General features: G+C 64.9%; 12 protein-coding genes and 1 riboswitch. Of the genes, 9 read left to right on the top strand and 3 right to left on the bottom strand.

The window, feature by feature from the left end; all coding sequences use genetic code 11:
• The first annotated feature begins 163 nt into the window (after positions 1–163).
• Positions 164–364: riboswitch (cobalamin riboswitch) on the top strand.
• 299 nt (positions 365–663) lie between these two features.
• Genes QM712_RS24040 through QM712_RS24050 form a run of 3 tightly spaced genes read left to right on the top strand, consistent with a single transcriptional unit; the run spans position 664 to position 5,423 of the window.
• On the top strand, positions 664–2,925 hold the full coding sequence (locus QM712_RS24040) for a TonB-dependent siderophore receptor (RefSeq protein ID WP_415025633.1): 2,262 nt from the start codon (positions 664–666) through the stop codon (positions 2,923–2,925).
• A gap of 21 nt (positions 2,926–2,946) precedes the next feature.
• Positions 2,947–3,705 (top strand): siderophore-iron reductase FhuF, encoded by a 759-nt coding sequence (gene fhuF / locus QM712_RS24045; RefSeq protein WP_415025634.1) that lies wholly within the window; start codon positions 2,947–2,949, stop codon positions 3,703–3,705.
• Positions 3,702–5,423: an ABC transporter ATP-binding protein/permease gene (locus QM712_RS24050; protein ID WP_415025635.1), complete on the top strand. Its 1,722-nt coding sequence runs from the start codon at positions 3,702–3,704 to the stop codon at positions 5,421–5,423. Before fhuF ends, QM712_RS24050 begins: the two co-directional genes overlap by 4 nt.
• Positions 5,424–5,477: 54 nt before the next feature.
• Here the strand turns inward: QM712_RS24050 and QM712_RS24055 are convergent, their stop codons facing one another.
• Positions 5,478–6,437, bottom strand: a complete 960-nt coding sequence (locus tag QM712_RS24055) for a helix-turn-helix transcriptional regulator (protein WP_415025636.1) — start codon at positions 6,435–6,437, stop codon at positions 5,478–5,480.
• Between the two features lie 253 nt (positions 6,438–6,690).
• Between QM712_RS24055 and QM712_RS24060 the strand changes: the two genes are divergently transcribed.
• From QM712_RS24060 to QM712_RS24080, 5 genes are all read left to right on the top strand, one after another.
• Positions 6,691–8,718 carry a TonB-dependent receptor gene (locus tag QM712_RS24060; RefSeq protein WP_415025637.1) on the top strand — a complete coding sequence of 676 codons (2,028 nt, stop codon included), beginning with the start codon at positions 6,691–6,693 and terminating at the stop codon, positions 8,716–8,718.
• A complete protein-coding gene (locus tag QM712_RS24065) occupies positions 8,718–9,971 on the top strand; it encodes an MFS transporter (RefSeq protein WP_415025638.1) in 1,254 nt (417 codons plus the stop codon). Before QM712_RS24060 ends, QM712_RS24065 begins: the two co-directional genes overlap by 1 nt.
• Positions 9,968–11,134 carry an FAD-dependent monooxygenase gene (locus QM712_RS24070; protein WP_415025639.1) on the top strand — a complete coding sequence of 389 codons (1,167 nt, stop codon included), beginning with the start codon at positions 9,968–9,970 and terminating at the stop codon, positions 11,132–11,134. The genes QM712_RS24065 and QM712_RS24070 overlap by 4 nt, the downstream gene beginning before the upstream one ends.
• A gap of 1,175 nt (positions 11,135–12,309) precedes the next feature.
• Positions 12,310–14,034 carry a dihydroxy-acid dehydratase gene (ilvD, locus tag QM712_RS24075; protein ID WP_415025640.1) on the top strand — a complete coding sequence of 575 codons (1,725 nt, stop codon included), beginning with the start codon at positions 12,310–12,312 and terminating at the stop codon, positions 14,032–14,034.
• Entirely contained in the window at positions 14,021–14,848 is an 828-nt protein-coding gene (locus QM712_RS24080) for a tetratricopeptide repeat protein (protein ID WP_415025641.1), read from the top strand. Before ilvD ends, QM712_RS24080 begins: the two co-directional genes overlap by 14 nt.
• Positions 14,849–14,864: 16 nt before the next feature.
• On the opposite strand, the gene xth is transcribed toward QM712_RS24080, so the two are convergent.
• Positions 14,865–15,662, bottom strand: coding sequence for an exodeoxyribonuclease III (gene xth, locus QM712_RS24085; protein WP_415025642.1), 798 nt, complete (start codon positions 15,660–15,662; stop codon positions 14,865–14,867).
• Between the two features lie 133 nt (positions 15,663–15,795).
• Between xth and QM712_RS24090 the strand changes: the two genes are divergently transcribed.
• Complete coding sequence (locus QM712_RS24090) at positions 15,796–18,126, top strand: ATP-binding protein (RefSeq protein WP_415025643.1); 2,331 nt, start codon at positions 15,796–15,798, stop codon at positions 18,124–18,126.
• A gap of 5 nt (positions 18,127–18,131) precedes the next feature.
• Here the strand turns inward: QM712_RS24090 and erpA are convergent, their stop codons facing one another.
• Positions 18,132–18,461: an iron-sulfur cluster insertion protein ErpA gene (gene erpA, locus QM712_RS24095; RefSeq protein WP_415025644.1), complete on the bottom strand. Its 330-nt coding sequence runs from the start codon at positions 18,459–18,461 to the stop codon at positions 18,132–18,134.
• Positions 18,462–18,566: the final 105 nt, after the last annotated feature.

An 18,566-nucleotide genomic window follows, 5' to 3' on the forward strand; every position in this document is an offset into this window, starting at 1 on the left:
CGATTTGCACGCGTTCGAGCGAGGGCTGCTTTTCCGCCGCCGTGTCGCGTTCGGCTGCACACGGGGATTGCGCTGACGGGAACACGCAGCGTCAGGTCGCAGTGCGATCATGGCGCGGCGGTCAGCAACGCACCGCACAATATTGACAGTGCTTTCCTGATAAACTTATGGTGACTGCGACGGTTCTCCTTCGGGAGATCAATAGGGAATGCGGTGCGGAGCTCTGCTCTCAAGCCGCGGCTGCCCCCGCAACTGTAAGCGGCGAGCCTGCTGTTCACTGGCCACTGGGTCTTGCGATCTGGGAAGGCGATCAGAAGGCGACGACCCGCGAGCCAGGAGACCTGCCGTCAGTCGTGGTCACGAGCGAGACGCATCGGTCGGGGTGAACCGAAGCGAAATCGTTGAGCTGTTCCGCATTCGCGGCACGGCTCGGCGGTTTGTCGCGGTGACGTGTCACGTTGCCGTGGGGGCTCGTACGGTTTTGCCACTCAGGAAGGTGCCGTAGGTCGTTGCAGGTGTCGTGCGCGGTGATGCACGGCTCGCGCCTTCGCGCGGGTCGCGTTTCGCCGATCCATTCGCGCGCCAGGGGGTGTTGTGTTCAAAGTTCAGTCAGGTGTTGCCGGCCGTCGAGGCCGTCGAGGAATTCAAGCGGGCATTGCGGCGGTGGGGGCCGTCGCTGTCATCGCGGCCGGTCTGCCGGCAGAGGCGCAGCAGGCGCCACGTGATCCCGGACTGCCTCCGGTCGTCGTTCAGCCGGCCCAGCGCACGGCGCAGCCTCCGGCAGCGCAGAGCACGCGGACCAGTACCACGCCGCGCCGGACCGCGCGGCGGTCGCGGCCGACGACGAGTTCGGCACCGGCAAAGCCGGCGGTGGACAGTGGAAACGTCAGCCAGACCAGGGATGGCGTCGACGGCTACGTCGCCCGCACCACTTCGGCGGGTGCCAAGGTCGCGACGCCGCTCCTGCAACTGCCGCGATCGGTCTCGACCGTGACGCGCGACGAGATGGCGGACCGCGACGTGCAGAGCGTGCGCGAAGCCCTGCAATACACGGCCGGTGTCGGCACCTATTTCCGCGAGGGGCAGTTCAATCGCGACTACGGCTACGTTCGCGGCTTTCAGGCGCTCCAGTTCGTCGATGGGCTGCGGCTCAACGTCAACAATTACGGCCTGGAGCCGTACGGCTTCGAGCGCATCGACGTTCTGAAGGGACCTGCTGCCACGCTGTACGGGCAGGGGAGCCCCGGTGGCCTGTGGGACCTCACCAGCAAGCGCCCGACCGACCAGGCTTTCGGCGAAGCGCTCGTGCGCTTCGGCGTGCGCAATACGGTTGAAGGTGCGTTCGACGTCGGTGGTCCCGTGAACGACGACCGCTCGCTGCTCTACCGCGTCGTCGGCCTCGGCAAGCTCGGGGACGGCCAGGTCGATTTCACGAGCGACCAGCGCGCCTTCATTGCGCCATCGTTTACCTGGCGCATCGACGAGGACACCAGCCTCACTATCCTGGCGGCATATCAGTACGATCCGAAGCTGACGGTGCTGCAACCGCTGCCGTATGCCGGCACGATCGTGCCCGGCCCGACCGGCCAGTTCATCTCCCGCAATCTGTTCCTGGGCGAGCCCAGCTACCACGACACTTCGGTCAAGCAGGCCCGGATCGGATACGAGTTCAAGCACCGCTTGAACGACGTGTTCTCGTTCCAGCAGAACTTCTACTACCAGAACATCGACATCGATCTGAACGAGGTCATGAGCAGCGCGTCGCCGAACACGACGACGACGAACCGCACCTCCAATCATCAGACCTTCAAGATCGACATGTACCAGATGGACAATCGGCTGAAGGCCGATTTCGCCATGGGGCCGCTGTGGCATCATGTCGTGTTCGGGGCGGATTACTCGGCCGTCACGGCCGAACAGGGGCTGGGGGCGGGGACTGCGACCGCGCTCAACCTGTATGCGCCGGTGTATGGGCAGCCGTTCACGAGCTCGCCCACCATCACGAGCCTGCGCTATCAGGATCAGCGGCAGGCGGGAGCCTATGTCCAGGACCGGGTCGAGTTCGGGCGCCTGAACGTGCTGCTCGGTGCGCGTTACGACCAGCTCGAGCAGGATCAGAAGACCCGGGCCCTCAATGTGTCGACGGGCGTGTTCTCCAATCCGGCCTGGACGATGCAGCCGGATCACGCGCTGACCTATAATGGCGGCCTGATCTACAATTTCGAGAACGGTGTGGCGCCCTACGCCAGCTATTCCCAGACCTTCACGCCGACATTCGGAACGGACTATTTCGGCCGAGGATATGTCCCCGTGACGGGAGACCAGAAAGAGGTCGGCATCAAGTACATGCCGCCCGGCTACGATATCATGATGACGGCAGCGGTGTTCGACATCACGCAGTACAACGTGCAGACCCGCGACCTCCTGCATCCGGGCTTCGCGGTCCAGACCAGCTCGGTCGAAAGCCAGGGCGGCGAGTTCGAGCTCAAGACCACCCATCTCTACGGCTTCAACGTCAGCGCCGCCTACACCTATCTCGATGCCAAGGTGATCGCGACCAACACGCCGGGTGGTCTCGGCAAGCGTCCGGTCGGTATTCCCATGAACGAGGCCTCGTTGTGGACGACGTATCGCTTCGCCGGCGGCGGCTGGTTTTCCGGCCTGACGCTCGGCGGCGGCGTGCGGTGGGTGGGTGATCAGGCGGTCGATGCGCTGAATACGCTGGCCGTGCCGTCATTCACGCTCTACGACCTCACGGCCCGCTACGATCTGGGCGAGCGTTTCCCGACGCTGAAGAAGTGGGATGTCGCCCTGAACGTGAAGAACCTTCTCGACACGCGCTATGTCGGTTCGTGCGACGACGCGCTGAACTGCTACTATGGTCCGGGTCGCAACTTCACGGGGACGCTGCGTGCACGCTGGTAGTCTTCATCGGGCTCACATCCCGTGACGCCCGACGAACTCTGCGAGGCCATCGATCGACTGGCCGTCGGCGACTATGCGTCGTTCGGCGGCCGCCTCGTAGGGCCGGAAGACGCGCGGCCGGGACTGCCGGCGGATCGGCTGCTGGACACGCCCATGCGCGAAGCGATCGAGCATCGCTTCGCACTACGCTTTGAGACGGATTTCGACGTGCGGGCCGTGCAGTCGATCTGGATGAAATGGTATTTGAATGCGTTCATCCCGCCGGTGCTGATGGCCGATGTCCTGTTGGAGCAATCCGTCTCGGTTGCTTTGCCCAGACTGCAATTCATCATGGCGGATGACGGGCGTGTCGCGGCGGTCCGGATCAACGCCACGCGCGACAGCCATGGCGAAGATCCGTTTCTGCGGCTCCGGCCGCTGCTGTTCGAGCACTTTGCGCCGCTGATCGCGATGTGGTGTGATCGGACCGAGGTCACGGCGCGCGTGTTCTGGAGCAACGTCGGAAACACGGTCGAGGCGATGTTGCGCAGGATCGAGGCCGTGTCTGGTCCATCCGCGCGTCTGTCGGATGTGCAGCGGCTGCTGTCCGAGCCGATCACCTCGGCCGGCGAGCCGAATCCGCTGTTCGACGCGGTGCACTATGTGATCGAGGAGGGCGCTCCCTCGCGGCGCCGTCGCGTCTGCTGCCTGCAATATCTCTTGCCCGATCGGCGCTTCTGCAAAGCCTGTCCGATCGAGGAAGCGCGGACCGCGCACCGCCAGGAAGGAATACGCCCTTGAGCCGCATCGCCGACCTGAGGCCGTCCTTGCGGGACGTCATCCGCATCGCGACGCCGTATTTCCGTTCGGACGAGCGCTGGGCCGCGATCGGGCTGTCCGTCTGCATCGTGGCCGCCCAGCTTGCCCTGGTCGGTGCGGCGGTGGCCGAGAATTACTGGCGCAACGCGTTCTTCCAGACCCTGCAGGACAAGGACTGGAACGGCTTCCTCACCCAGTTCGGCGTCTTCAGTGTCATCGGGATCGTGTTCGTTCTCGCGACCGTCTATCAGCGCTACCTGATCCAGTGGCTGACGATCCGCTGGCGTCGCTGGCTGACCACGCGATATGTCGGCGAATGGCTGGACGGGCCGGTCCACTACCGCGCGGCGCTCGCCGGCGGCCCTGTCGACAATCCCGACCAGCGCATTGCCGATGACATCAGGCAGTTCATCGACGGCGTGATCGCGCTCACGGTCGGTCTGATCGGCGCCGTCGCCCGCGTCTTCTCCTTCGTCGCGGTGCTCTGGACGCTCTCGAACCTCGTTCCGCTACGCATCTTCGGCGGGTCCTACGTCATCCCCGGTTATCTGGTCTGGGCAGCGCTGATCTATGCGGGCCTCGGGACGATCGTGACCCATCTGATCGGCCGTCACCTCATCGCGATCGATTTCGAGCGGGAACGGCGCGAGGCTGATTTCCGCTTCGCGCTCGTACGTGTCCGCGAGAACAGCGAGGCCGTTGCGATGATGCGCGGCGAAGCCTCCGAGCGAGGCGATCTGCTCGGCCGCTTTTCCGACATCGCGCGGAACTGGTATCGGCTGATGCGGTGGGAGCAGTTCGTGTCGCTGTTCGCCGAGAGCTACAAATATTATTCGCGCTATTTTCCTTATTTCGCGCTCTCGCCGCTGTTCTTCGGCGGCCCGATGCAACTCGGCGCCTTCATGCAGGCGGGGTCCGCGTTCAATTCGGTGCACCAGGCGTTCTCTTACTTCATCGGCTCCTACGTCCGGATCGCGGAACTTGCGGCGACCGTGCAGCGGTTGTCGCAGTTCGAGCGCGCGATGGCCGCAGCGGCGTCGAAGGGGGATGCCGCGTCTGCGTCCATCGACAAGGCCCTCGAGGTCGACGACATCGAGGTGCGCGATCCGAGCGGCCGAAAGATCGTCTCGCTGGCGCATCTCGGGCTCGCGTCCGGCGAATCCGCTTTGCTGATCGGACGATCCGGCATCGGCAAGACCAGCCTGCTGCGAGCCATGGGGGGGATATGGCCGTACGTGACGGGCAAGGTGGCCCGGCCGGCCGAACGGATCATGGCGCTGCCGCAACGTCCCTACGTTCCGCTCGGCTCGCTCCGCCGCGCGGTGAGCTATCCCGCACCGATCGGCGCGTTCGACGATGAGCGGCTTCGTGAGGCGCTGGGGGCCGTTGGCCTCGGATATCTCGCGGCTTGCCTCGACGATGTCGAAGCCTGGGATCGACGATTGTCCGAGGGCGAGAAGCAGCGCCTGTCGATGGCACGCGTGCTGCTGGCCCGGCCCGACCTGATCTTGCTGGACGAAGCGACGTCCGGATTGGAGCAGGCCGCCGAGCGCGATCTGCACCGCGAACTCCGCAACAGGCTGCCGCATGCGGCGATCCTGGCGGCAAGCCATGACGATCGCTTGCGGGATGTCTACGATCGCGGCGTCGTCATCGACGAGACACTGCAGCAGAGGGAGGCGTCCGGCGCAACACGCTAGCCACCGCGAGAGTCCTGGCGAGGCACCGCGTCCGGCCGGAGATCACTCTCCGCGCTAGGTCTCGCGCGCAAACCGGCTTGGTGAGAGTCCCTTCGCGCGCGAGAAGACGCGGCTGAAGTGACTGAGACTTTCGAAGCCCACGGCGAGGGCGGTTTCGGTCACGGTGTGGCCGCCTTTCAGCAGCGAGGCAGCGGCATCCATGCGCACCTCCAGCAGATAGGCATGGATGGTGTTGCCGACCAGCGACCGGAAGCCGTGCTTGAGCTTGCGTTCGTTCAGGCCGACCTCGCGCGCAAGACGCGTGATGGTCCAGTCCTGGTCGAACTTCGTCTCGAGCAGATGACGTGCCTCGAGGATGCGGCGGAGCTCGTCGGGACGCGGAGCGGGACCGGCGAGTTGGGGAAGCTGCTGCAGCGAGGTCACGGCGATGCTGAGGCTTTCGATCGCCTTGCTGTAGAGGAAGAGTTGCCGGGCGACGCCGGGATCCAGCGAGCACGTGGCCAGATTGCGTGCGGCGCTCAGCATGGATGTGGGAGCCGGAAAGCCGACGAGGCAGACGCCTTCGGTCGGCAGGCTGTGCTGGGTGAGAAGATCGCCGCCGAGATGGGCGAGCGTCGGGCCTCCGGCTTCGAGCAGCAGCGGCCGTTCGAAGCGCAGATCGACCGTGGTGAGACGCTGGCCGCCCGGCAGGAAGTTTTCTCCCTTGCAATAGCCCTTGCTGCTGAACACCACCGCCATGCCGGGGCTGATCTCGAGCGGCTCGGCGCCTGTCACCGACAGCGTGCCGCGGCCATCGAGGAAGATGCTGAGCGAGAACGTCTCCGGCCCCTCCGGATAGAACGTCGTATCTTGGTCGATCAACGCGTCGAGGATGCAGACCGTGATGCCGGCGTGCGGCTGCTCGACGCGGATGTTGCTCTGCCATCCGAGAGTCTGGACCTCGTGATCGACGGCGTCGCGCCACGTCGAGTGCTTGCCGCTCGGGTGTGGCTCGATGGGCACATTGCTGGTCAATTTGCTGAGCTCTCGCATTTCGTCCCGAATGAGCAAATCCGGGTCCCGCTATCGTTAGACAATAGAGCTCACGCCCGCGATCACAAACCAACAAAGGCGATTCAGGCGTGGAGCTAAGTTAGAAATGTTCTTAAACAGTTGGCGAGCATCTGCTGCGACCGTCGTGTTGATTGCATCGATGTCGGGCGAGTTGGCTTGGGCACAAAGCGCACCGTCCACGCTTGGTCCTGTCACCATCGCACCGGAGCAGCCGGTGGCGAAGCCGAAGCGACAGAAGGATCGCGCCGCGGCCGCTCGCCGCACCGCCCGGCGCGCACCTGCCGCCGCAGTCGCAGCCCCCGTTGTGGCCGAACCCGGCCGATCCGCGTTGAGCAGCAATCCCAATCTCACTCTTGCGAAGGTTGACGCCGGCGTATCGGTGGTGACCGCCGAGCAGTTGCGGCAGAACGACGTCCGTTCGGTCGACGATCTGCAGAAGGTCTTCCCGGGTCTCGTGATCGAGAACCGCGGCAATCGCGCCTATGCCAATTTCACGGTCCGCGGTGTGTCGTCTCCGGATTTCTACAATCCGGCCGTTCAGGTCTACATCGATGGTGTGCCGCAGGCGTCGGCGGCGATGGTGCAGGATCTGGAGAACGTCGATCACGTCGAGTTCCTGCGCGGGCCGCAGGGCACGCTGTTCGGCCGGACCGGCTACGCCGGTGTGTTGAACATCGTCACCCGCCAGCCGCGCGAGAATGCGGCGACGGTGTTCGGGACGGTCGGTGACCGTCGCAAGGACGCGGGCTTCGCGGCGACGGGCGCGCTGGTGCCGGACACGCTGTTTCTCGATCTCTCGCTGAAGGCCGTCGACCAGATCGGCCAGATCAAGGACAGCAACGGCACCAACGATGCGATCGACGGTTCGAGATCCATCAACGGCCGGGTCGGGCTTCGCTACGCGCCGAAGGGAGGGCCGTTCGACTTCAACGTCTGGGCATCGCACGAAAACCTCACGTCGAACGAGGAAACGGCGATCCTGGATTCCGACGTGCCGAGCCGCATCTATCGCAGCTCGGTCATCGCGTTCCCCTACAACCGGATCGACCGCGACATCACCACGACGGGCCTGAACTGGAACTACCGCTTCGGCGAGTTCACGCTGTCGAGCACCACGTCCTACCAGAACGTCGAGTTGAAGCGGCAGTTGTTCGGCTTCCAGTTTCCTGAGACGACCGGTGTCTTCAATCAGGAGGTCAAGGTCGCCTACAACGCCGGCGGACCGTTCAAAGCCGTCGCCGGCGTCTCCTATTACAACGAGACGTTCGAACGGAACTCGTATGTCGGCCTTGCCATGCAGAGCCTCAACAAGGTCGGAAGCCAGGGCGTCGCGGTGTTCGGTGAGGGGACCTATGCCATCACGAACCGGCTCGACCTGACCGTCGGGGCGCGCGGGAGTATCGACTGGTCTTCGATCAACTACACGGGCCTGGACCTGTCGACCTTCGCGCCGCTGGCCTTCACCAACAAGGCGGAGTTTCAGGGAGCGCAGCCGAAGGTCTCGCTCGGTTATCAGGTGACCGACGAGGTCCGTCTCTACGGCCTGGTTTCGGAAGGCTACAAGGCGGGCGGCTTCAACCACGCGGTCTCGTTCGCGGCCGATGCCTCGCCCTACAAGCCCGAAACCGCCTGGAACTACGAGATCGGCACGCGCACGAACCTCTGGAACGGCCGGTTCGTCTTCACCTCGGCGCTCTATTACATCGCCTCGCAGGACAAGCAGATCTATGTCGGGCCGGTCGGTCTCCAGGTCATTCGCAACGCCGGTGAAGCCGTCAGCAAGGGCATCGAGTTCGAAGCCACGCTTAAGCCGACGGATCGTCTCACGTTCACGGCCAACGCCAATTTCGGCCGCTCCGAGTTCACCAACTTCGTCGATCCCCTGAGCGGCGTGAACTACAACGGCAAGCAGGTGCCGTACGCGCCCGACGTGACGGCCAACCTGTTCGGACGCTATGTGTTCGACCAGCATGTCGTGCCCTTCGACATCGCGTTGACCGGCGCGGCGCACTATTTCAGCCAGGTCTATTTCAATGAGAGCAACACGCTCGGGCAGGGGGCCTACACGACCTATGACGTCGGGCTCGAATTCCTGATCCCGCGCGGACCGACCTTCAAGATCTACGCGCAGAACCTCACCGACGTCGTTTATCGAACCAACAGCTTCGCCTTCTCCGGCACCGTGCTCAGCACGATCGGCCAGGGCCGGCTGGTCGGCGTTTCCGGCAGGTGGCAGTTCTGATGGCGGTGTCGGACAGGCCCGCTCCGGTCGGGGCGCTCTCCTTCGGCAACGTGATGATCGCCATCGGCGGCATCTACGTGACGCAGACGCTGGTGAGCGCGCTGACGTTCCAGGCCCTGCCGGCGGTGCTTCGATCCAGCGGCGTCGGGCTGGACTCGATCGCGCTGCTGTCGGCGGCGATGTTGCCGTGGGCGCTTAAGTTCATCTGGGCTCCCGCGGTCGAGCGCTATCGATTGCCGGCGGGGGCCGCCCGGCGGTCGCGACAGATCATCGTCGCGGGACAGTTGGGCATCGGCGTCGTGTTCGCGGCGATGTCCTTGGCCGATCCCGCCAACGTTCCGGTCATCCTGCTGATGCTCGGGCTGTCGGCGACGATATCGGCCACGGTCGATATCGCCTGCGACGGTTTCGCCATCGAGCAATTGCGTGCGCACGAGCGCGGCTGGGGCAATGTCGCGCAAGTCGGCGGCAGCTATCTGGGCGCGCTGTTCGGCGGTGGCCTGTTTCTCGTCCTCGTCGCCCGGATGGGCTGGAGCGCGGCGGCGGCCGGCATGGCAGGCTTCATCGTGCTGATGACGCTGCCGTTCGCATTGACCCGCGAACCGCGGCGGAGCGTCTCGGCGGACTTCGTTCATCGGCCGAGCCTTGCCTACGCACTCGCACGGCCGGAGATCAGGCTCGGATTGGTGTTGACGGTGATGTTCGACGCCGGCGCCCGGCTCGCATTCTCCGTCGTGAGCCCGTTCATGGTCGATGCGGGCGTCGATCTCGCAACGCTCGGCTGGGCCTTCGGGGTCGGCGGAGCCATCGCCGGCATGCTCGGAACGCTGGCGGGCGGCGTCGGCGTTCGCATGGCCGGCACGCGGGTCGCCGTGATCGCGACGATCGGTCTCCAGATCAGTTCGCTGCTTGTGCTGGTCGCTTTCGCATCGGCCGGATCGCGCCAGCACGAATGGCTGATCGCAGCGCTGCTCTGGCACTCCGCCGTGATGGCGATCGGCTATGTCTCGCTCTATTCGCACCTGATGGGATTGGCCTCGCTGCGGCAGGCCGGCGTGGATTTCACCCTGTTCCAGTGCGCCAATGCGGCAGCCTCGATGGTCGTCGGCTTTCTCGGGACCATCGTCGCTCAACGCCTCGGCTATGCCGGCAGCTTTGCGCTGGCCCTCGCGATGGCGATTGCGACGATGTTCATCATGCCCATCATCCTGCGGCGGCTTCCGTCCGCAGCCAACGAAGCGGTGACGACATGAGCCGTCCTCTTGCAGTCATCATCGGCGCAGGCGTCGCCGGAATGTCCGCCGCGTGGTGGCTCGGGCGATCCGGCTGGCGCAGCATCGTCGTCGAACGCGCAGAGGATCTGCGCGACGGTGGCTACATGATGGGAATCTCCGGCCCGGGCTACGAGACCGCGGGCCGCATGGGCCTCATTCCGCCGCTCGAGAAGGTCTCCTACGCCATCAACGAAAACGTGTATCGCGATCGCCGTGGCCGTGAGCTGCTGCGGCTGCGTTACCGCGATTTCCTGAAGGATCTGCCGTATCTGGCTCTTCGCCGCAACGACCTGATCCGGGTGTTGCGCGATGCGCTCGACGAGAACACCGAACTCAAATTCGGCTGTACGGTCGAGACGATCCGCACGGAAGGCGATCGGGCCGTTGTCGGACTTAGCGATCGGTCGACGATCGATTGCGATCTCGTGATTGGAGCCGACGGCTTCCGGTCCGCATCGCGGCGTCTCGTGTTCGGCGAGGACGAGAACGTCCTGGAGCATCTGGGCTATCGTTTCGCGGTCTTCGATGTCGACGACAACATCAAGCTCGAAGCGGACTTCCTGTCCTTCGCGGAGCCTGGTCATCTGGCCGAATATTACGCGTTGAATGGCGGGCGTCTCGCCGCCATGCATGTCTGGCGCGACCGCGAGGCGACCGCGCCGCCGCGCGTCGAGGACCGCTGGTCGATGCTGGAACGCGTATCGGCCACCAGCCATCCGATGGTCCGCCAGTTCCTCAAGGACGGCGCGGCCGGAGATCCGCCGACGATCGACAGCCTCACGATGGTCAATCTTCCGACCTGGCACAAAGGCCGTTTCGTGCTGCTCGGCGATGCCGCGCACTGCCTGACGCTGGTGTCCGGGCAGGGGGCCGGGATGGCGATGGCTTCCAGCGAGGTGCTGGCCCAGGAATTGGCGGCGGCGCAGACTGTCCCGGAGGCGCTGGCCGCGCATGATCGCCGGTTGCGTCCGGCGATCACGCGTCTGCAGCAGCGAAGTCGCCGGATGGCGGCGATCTTCATTCCGGAGAGCAGCTTCGCCTTCCATGCAAGGAATTTCACGCTGAGGCACATGCCGCGTGCCTGGCTCGGCAAATATTTCGCCAATTCCATTCGATCCGAGATCGATCTGGTCTCGACTTGATATGCGGGTGGTCTCTGTTGAATTCGGAAAAGGCGTAAATTTCACTTGCGCCGTCGGGCAAAACACCTTTACGACCTCTCCCCATCCCGGCTCACCGAGAGGGGCGATCGTACGTCGTCACGATATGCGAGCCGGGTCGCGATGGACGCAGCAGCGTCGGTACGAGAAGGTGCGGGCAGGGCGGGATGTCCCCGTGAGTCCGCGGCCGCGTGCGGATGAGCGACGCTGAAAGTTCGTCTTGCCAACATTCTTGCGGCGCGTGTGCACACTGCCGGAAGACCCTGTGGCGACAGATGAACGTGCGTACGGCAAAACCGTGTGGTCCTGGCCGTCGTTGCTACGGTCAAGCTGTTGCGGAGGCGTAAGCCGGCCCGACCGGGTGGGCTGCGCCATTCAATCCGCGAGGCGAGGGAGGCCAGAAGGAACTCGGCTCCCGGGAGAGCACGGCATAAGCCGTCAAACCATCGCGCAGGGAAGGCCGTGTGTTGGGCTCACCTGTATGCTGCTGTGCGGTTTTCTCTGCGTGTGCTGTTCGCGCAGTGGACCGTGGGTGCCAGCCGGCACCCGGCCTTCCCTGCGCCCTTTTGGATAAGAGCGCGGAGATGAAGCAAAGCTCGGGCGCCTCGCGCCGCGAGGGCGTGACGGCGTGTCTGCAGGTTACGTTCGTCGGGGGCTGATCACGACGCGCCTTGCTCCGTCATTGCGGCGACTGCGCCACGCGGCCCACCGGCTCGCAATGACGATGTGCAGGCCACGCAAGGCTCCGAGGGTGCGCTCAGGGTCGAACGCGAGCGCGCGCTATCGCCGGCGAGAAGACGGGCGCCGACTCACCTCGGCCGCATCCGATGACCGGGCTTCGGTGAGGTGCTTTTTGGCCATGGATCGGGCGCCGACATTGTGGATCGGCTGTCCCGCGAGGGTATCAAAGTAGGCATTTCCGTGTCTTCCGAGCCACGATTGTGCCGTCCAGGCAACACTCGCGGTGGATTTAACCTTGATCGCAGTCCGTTCGCACCGACGCCGCTTTTTAGCCACACCCGAACATGAATAAAATCGCTCTAAAGTTTGAGAGGCATGCGGCGGCCTCAAAGGCGACCGGAAATCCCAAGGTCGATTCAAATCTTGGGTCTGATTTTTCGGGTCTGAAAGGGTTCGCCGGGGAAACTGGTTTTGCGATGAACGCCAAGGCCAACATCAAGCAGAGGCTGCCCAGCCGTCACGTGACGGAAGGCCCCGCACGCGCGCCTCATCGTTCGTATTTCTATGCCATGGGTCTGACCACCGAGCAGATCCACCAGCCCTTCGTCGGCGTCGCCTCCTGCTGGAACGAGGCCGCTCCCTGCAACATCGCCCTGATGCGCCAGGCCCAGGCGGTGAAGAAGGGTGTGGCTTCCGCCGGCGGCACGCCGCGCGAATTCTGCACCATCACCGTCACCGACGGCATCGCGATGGGCCATGACGGCATGCGCTCCTCGCTGCCGTCGCGCGAATGCATCGCCGATTCCGTCGAATTGACCGTTCGCGGCCACGCCTATGACGCGCTCGTGGGCCTCGCCGGCTGCGACAAGTCGCTGCCGGGCATGATGATGGCGATGGTCCGGCTCAACGTGCCCTCGATCTTCATCTATGGCGGCTCGATCCTGCCCGGCAATTTCCGCGGGCAGCAGGTCACCGTGCAGGACATGTTCGAGGCCGTCGGCAAGCATTCGGTCGGCGCCATGTCGGACGAGGATCTCGACGAAATCGAGCGCGTGGCGTGCCCGTCGGCCGGCGCCTGCGGTGCTCAGTTCACCGCCAACACCATGGCGACCGTCTCCGAGGCCATCGGCCTCGCGCTGCCGTACTCGGCCGGCGCCCCGGCGCCCTATGAAATCCGCGACGCCTTCTGCATGACCGCGGGCGAGAAGGTGATGGACCTGATCGCATCCAATATCCGGCCCCGCGACATCGTGACCCGCAAGGCGCTGGAGAACGCCGCCGCCGTGGTCGCCGCGTCCGGCGGCTCGACCAATGCTGCGCTGCACCTACCGGCGATCGCGCACGAGGCCGGCATCAAGTTCGACCTGTTCGATGTCGCCGAAATCTTCAAAAAGACACCTTATGTCGCGGATTTGAAGCCGGGTGGCCGTTATGTCGCCAAAGACATGTTCGAAGTAGGTGGCATCCCGCTTCTGATGAAGACGCTGCTCGACAACGGATTTCTCCACGGTGACTGCATTACGGTTACCGGTCGAACGATCGCCGAAAACCTCAAGAGCGTGAAATGGAATCCGCACCAGGACGTGGTGCACCCGGCTGACAAGCCGATCACCGTCACGGGCGGTGTGGTTGGTCTGAAGGGCAATTTGGCGCCAGAAGGTGCGATCGTGAAAGTCGCGGGAATGTCCAACCTCAGGTTTACCGGTCCGGCCAGGTGCTTCGACCGCGAGGAGGATGCGTTCGAGGCGGTCCAGCACCGCACCTACCGCGAAGGCGAAGTCATCGTGATCCGCTACGAGGGGCCCAAGGGCGGTCCCGGCATGCGGGAAATGCTCCAAACCACCGCGGCGCTGACCGGCCAGGGCATGGGCGGCAAGATCGCCCTCATTACCGACGGTCGCTTCTCCGGCGCCACCCGCGGCTTCTGCATCGGCCATGTCGGACCGGAAGCCGCCATCGGTGGCCCGATCGGCCTGCTCGAGGACGGCGACATCATCGAGATCGACGCCGTGGCCGGTACCCTTAACGTAAAATTGAGCGACGCCGAACTCGCGCAGCGCAAGACCAAGTGGAGCGCTCGCGCGACTAACCACACGTCGGGTGCGCTCTGGAAATATGCTCAGCAGGTTGGACCAGCGGTCGGTGGGGCAGTGACCCATCCGGGCGGTGCGCACGAGAAGCAGTGCTATGCGGACATCTAGGCGTGCCATAGTTGCGTTTGTGTTGGGGGCCTCCGCGCTGGCCGCGCCGGCGCTTGCCTTCGACGGCGCTCCGGTCAACCAGAAGGATGCGACCATCCCCGTGGTCACGGCCCTGCCGGGCGCCGCGGGTGCGTTGCGCAAGGCCGTGCCGCAAACCGCGGTCAATCCCGAGGCCTCGTTTACCGCTCTGCAATATGCGGCCGAAGGCGGCCATCCCATCGCCCAGTGGAAGCTCGGGCGGATGTACGCCAGCGGTGAGGGCGTCGCCCAGGACGATCTGCGGGCGTTCGACTATTTCAACCGGCTCGTGAACGCGCATGCGACGGACAGCCCGTCGGCGCCGCAGGCTCAGGTCGTGGCCAACGCCTTCGTCGCGCTCGGCCGTTACTACCTCAACGGAATCCCGAACTCGAAGGTCAAGCCGGATCCGGAGCGGGCGCGGGACATGTTCGCCTACGCGGCGTCCTATTTCGGCAACGCCGACGCCCAGTACGACCTCGCCCGGCTGTATCTGAATACGCCGGATGCGTCGCGCGAAGTGTTCACCCAGGGCGCGCGCTGGCTCGGCCTTGCCGCGCAGAAGGGGCAGCACGAGGCGCAGGCTCTGCTCGGCCAGATGCTGTTCAACGGCGATCGCCTGCCGCGTCAGGCCGCGCGTGGCCTGATGTGGCTCACGCTGGCGCGCGACAGCGCCGGCAGCGACGAGACCTGGATCAAGGAAGGCTACAACCGCGCCTTCGCCAAGGCCTCCGACGACGACCGCGCCATGTGCCTGCAGATGCTGGAGCAGTGGGTGCAGGGCCGGCGGGAGTGACCCCGCCGGGGCGGCGTCAGGCCGCCTCGAGATCCAGATCCGCCCAGACCGGCACGTGGTCCGACGGCTTCTCCCAGCCGCGCACATAGCTGTCGATGCCGACATTGGCGAGCCGGTCGCTGGCCTGCGGTGACATGAGCAGGTGGTCGATGCGCAGGCCCTGGTTCTTCTGCCAGGCGCCGGCCTGGTAGTCCCAGAAGGTGTAGAGCCCGGGTTCGTCGGTCACGGCGCGCAGCGCGTCGGTGAGGCCGAGGCCGAGCAGGGCCTGAAAACTCTCGCGCGTCTCCGCCTTGAACAGCGCGTCCTCGGTCCAGGCCGCCGGATTATGAACGTCGCGCGCGGCCGGGATGACGTTGAAGTCGCCTGCGAGGATCAGCGGCTCCTCGGTCTTAAGTCGCTCCCTCGAATACTCAAGAAGCCGCGACATCCATTTGAGCTTGTAGGGATATTTTTCGGTGCCGACCGGGTTGCCGTTCGGCAGGTAAAGGCAGGCGATGCGGAGCACGCCTTGCTTGAGCGTCACCACGCCCTCGAGGAAGCGCGCATGCGCATCCTCGTCGTCGCCGGCGAGGCCCGATTTCGTCTCGTCGAAACGGAGCTTCGACAGCAGCGCGACGCCGTTGAACGTCTTCTGCCCATGCGTGACCACGTTGTAGCCCAGCGCCTCGATCTCCAGCCGCGGGAAGGCCTCGTCGACGCACTTGATCTCCTGCAGGCAGACGATGTCCGGCTGGCACTCCCTGAGCCAGGTCAGCAGAAGGTCGATGCGTTGCCGGACCGAGTTCACGTTCCAGGTGGCAATTCTGATGGGCATGTCGGGCGGCTCCAGGCGAGGTGACCGTTAGAACAAACTGCAAACGCGCCCGTCAAGGACGCCGCAAAATCTCCCACAAAATTAACCGGGCTTAAGCCTGCCGCGGGCCATTGATGGACAAAAGGTTTTTCGGATGGGATGGCCTCACACCTCTATCGAGCGACCAGAGCCGCGCGGCGGGCTCATCGGTGCATTCCTGTATTGGCTCGGCGGCTTCGAAATCGAGGACGGCCTGACCGCCGATCTCAGCGAGCGCGAGATGCGCCGCATCCGGGCCAAGCAGATCGACGCGGTCACGCGGCTGATCCCGGTCGCGATGGCCGTGAACATGCTCAACGTCGCCATCGTGCTGATCCTGCTCTGGGGAAGGGGCTGGAACGACTTCCTCGCGATCTGGGGCCTGACGCTCGCCGCCGCAGCTTCGCTCGCGGTACGTTCGTGGCGGCGCTCCCACCATAGCCCGCCGCAGGAAGCTTCGGCGCGCATGACGCGGCAGATGACACGCCAGGCGCTGCTCCTCGCCGCGATCTGGGGCACGCTGCCGCTGGCATTGTTCTGCCGCATCGAGCCGACGAGCCAGCTCATCCTAGCCTGCCTGATGGTCGGCATGATGTCGGGCGGAGCCTTCACGCTCTCGACCTTCCCGCGCGCCGGTCTCGTCTACCTCGCGACGATGACGGTCGCCTGCGCCGGCGCTCTGCTGTTGTGCGGCAGCGGGCCGTATCTCGTGACGTCGGTGTTCCTGCTGCTGTTCGCGTTCTTCATGGCGCGCAACATCGTGTTCCAGGGCAACTTGTTCCTCGGCAATCTCAAGGCGCAGCTCGAACTCGAACGCCAGACCGAGATCATCTCGCTGCTGCTGAAGCAGTTTCAGGACAATGCCAGCGACTGGTTATGGCAGACCGATGCGGAGGGCCATCTGGTCGACGTGCCCGAGCGCTTCGCGGCGGTCGCGCAACTGCCTTTGCCGCTGCTCAAGGGTTCGCATTTCGCCGACGTGCTCGACATGCTCTGCCCCGAGGACAAGACCGAGGCCTACAACATCGTCGGCCTGATGGAGCAGGGCGAGTCGCTGCACGAGATGAGCCTGAAGGTCGTCGCCGGCGGCGAGGCGCGGCTGTGGTCGCTGACGGCGAAGCCGGCCCACGATCGCGATGGCCAGTTTCTCGGCTATCGCGGCTTCGGCCGCGATGTGACCGAACGCTGGCGCGCCGAAAAGGCCGAGGCCGAGAGCCGCGCCAAGTCCGACTTCCTGGCGGTGATGAGCCACGAGATCCGCACGCCCATGAACGGTGTGCTCGGGCTTGCCGGCATGCTGCTCGAAACCCGGCTCGATCCGGAGCAGCGCGAGGCCGTCACCACGATCCGCGAGTCCGGCGATAATCTCCAGCGCATCCTCAACGACATCCTTGATCTCTCCAAGCTCGAGGCCGGACGCTTCGAATTCGAGGCGATCGATTTCGCGCCGCAGACGCTGGTCGAGACGGTCGCGAACGTCGCGCGCGCAAGCGCCAAGGCCAAGGGGCTCACGGTCAAGCTCGAGCTCGACCCGGCCCTGCCGCCGACGCTGCGCGGCGACGTCGCGCGCATTCGCCAGGTGTTGCTCAACCTGGCATCCAACGCCGTGAAATTCACCGATGCCGGCGAGGTGACGATATCCGCGACCTGCCGGGCCCGGCGCGACCTGCTGGCGACGGTCGAATGGACGGTGAGCGACAGCGGGATCGGTATCGCCGCTGAAAAGGTCGGCCAACTCTTCAGCGACTACGCCCAGGCCGACGCCTCCATCAGCCGCCGCTTCGGCGGCACCGGGCTCGGGCTCGCGATCTCCCGGCGCATCATCGAGCAGATGGGCGGCACGATCGGCGTCGTCTCGACGCCGGGCGAGGGCTCGACCTTCCGCTTCACGCTGGTGCTGCCATGGAGCGAGGCGCCTGCGACCGACCAGGCGACCAGCCGCGACGAGGCTGACACGCTGAAGGAGCGTATCGCAGATCTGGATCGGCCGCTGAAGGTGCTGGTCGCGGAAGACGATGCCGTGAACCGCATGGTCGTCAGCAAGATGCTCGGCGCCTTCGACGTCGAGTTGCGCGTCGTCACGGACGGCATCGAGGCCGTCGCGGCGGTGTCCGAGGGCGACTACGATGTCGTGCTGATGGATGTGCGGATGCCCGACATGGACGGCCTTGCCGCGACCCGCGCGATCCGTGGGAAAGGCGGACGCTACGCGGCCTTGCCGATCGTCGCGCTCACCGCGAATGCGTTCCCCGAGGACGTCAAGATCTGCCGCGATGCCGGCATGTCGGATTTTCTCGCAAAACCGCTCCGCAAGCCCGCGCTGGTCGCCGCACTGATGCGGGCCCTCGGCGAAGAGGTGGCTTCGGACGAGGTGCCTCTTCAGCCGGTGTTGCTACCGGCCGAGGTGGACTGGACCGACGAGGAAAGGCAGATCGCCGGCGCCTAGGCCGGTCAGATCGAGAAGCTGGTCCCGCAGCCGCAGGACGCTGTCGCGTTGGGATTGTTGACCCGGAACGAGGCGCCGATCAGGTCGTCGACGAAATCGACCTGGGATCCCGCCAGGAACGGCTGGGAGGCGGAATCGACCAGCACCACCGCATTGTCGTGCTCGATCACGAGATCGTCGTCGGTGCGGGCGCGGTCGATGTCGAACTTGTACTGGAAGCCGGAGCAGCCGCCGCCTTCGACGGAGATGCGCAGCATCGCGCCTGACCCTTCACCCTTGAGGATCTCGCCAATGCGGCGTGCGGCCCGGTCGCTGATGGTTACGTCAGTCGTCATCGCTGGTCTCCGATAGTCCCGCGGTCATACCAAGTTCATTTGTCCAATTCATTTGGTATCCCGCGTCCGGCATAGTTAAGTGCAAGGGTCCACAGAATCAAATGG

It is taken from the genome of Bradyrhizobium sp. (assembly GCF_047605465.1).
Classification (GTDB): domain Bacteria; phylum Pseudomonadota; class Alphaproteobacteria; order Rhizobiales; family Xanthobacteraceae; genus Bradyrhizobium.

Bases quoted from the DNA above. Each gene is read 5' to 3' on its own strand.
- QM712_RS24070 (WP_415025639.1), top strand. From the start codon at position 9,968: ATGAGCCGTCCTCTTGCAGTCATCATCGGCGCAGGCGTCGCCGGAATG.
- QM712_RS24065 (WP_415025638.1), top strand. From the start codon at position 8,718: ATGGCGGTGTCGGACAGGCCCGCTCCGGTCGGGGCGCTCTCCTTCGGC.
- xth (WP_415025642.1), bottom strand. From the start codon at position 15,662: ATGCCCATCAGAATTGCCACCTGGAACGTGAACTCGGTCCGGCAACGC.
- QM712_RS24090 (WP_415025643.1), top strand. From the start codon at position 15,796: ATGGGATGGCCTCACACCTCTATCGAGCGACCAGAGCCGCGCGGCGGG.
- ilvD (WP_415025640.1), top strand. From the start codon at position 12,310: ATGAACGCCAAGGCCAACATCAAGCAGAGGCTGCCCAGCCGTCACGTG.
- erpA (WP_415025644.1), bottom strand. From the start codon at position 18,461: ATGACGACTGACGTAACCATCAGCGACCGGGCCGCACGCCGCATTGGC.
- QM712_RS24080 (WP_415025641.1), top strand. From the start codon at position 14,021: ATGCGGACATCTAGGCGTGCCATAGTTGCGTTTGTGTTGGGGGCCTCC.